Annotated in this window: 1 protein-coding gene; it reads left to right on the top strand. The window is 59.4% G+C overall.

Features of this window, described 5'->3' with window-relative positions; translation table 11 throughout:
• On the top strand, nt 1-239 hold a 239-nt coding region (locus AC0L3B_RS40230; RefSeq protein WP_473383607.1), incomplete at both ends, for a hypothetical protein.

Genomic DNA, 239 nt, shown 5'->3' with positions numbered 1-239 from the left:
GGCATTCGTCGCAGTGGCGGCCATCTGGACCACTTACATCACGGTAGTCGAACCCCTGGAGCGTAGCCTTTACGACACCCGCACCTTCACCCTCGCGGCCAAGGCCCGGATCCTGCAACAACCGGCGCCTTTGGTACTGCACGGGTTGGGCAAAGACGCCAAAGCCATCAAATTCATGGTCAACTTCGATTGCGACAAGGTCCCGCTGTTTACCCAGTTACCCGCCGAGCTTGCGCCTA

It is taken from the genome of Bradyrhizobium sp. Kon56, from assembly GCF_055807635.1.
Note: the sequence above shows the minus strand (reverse complement) of the source record. Positions and strands in the feature narration are given on the sequence as shown.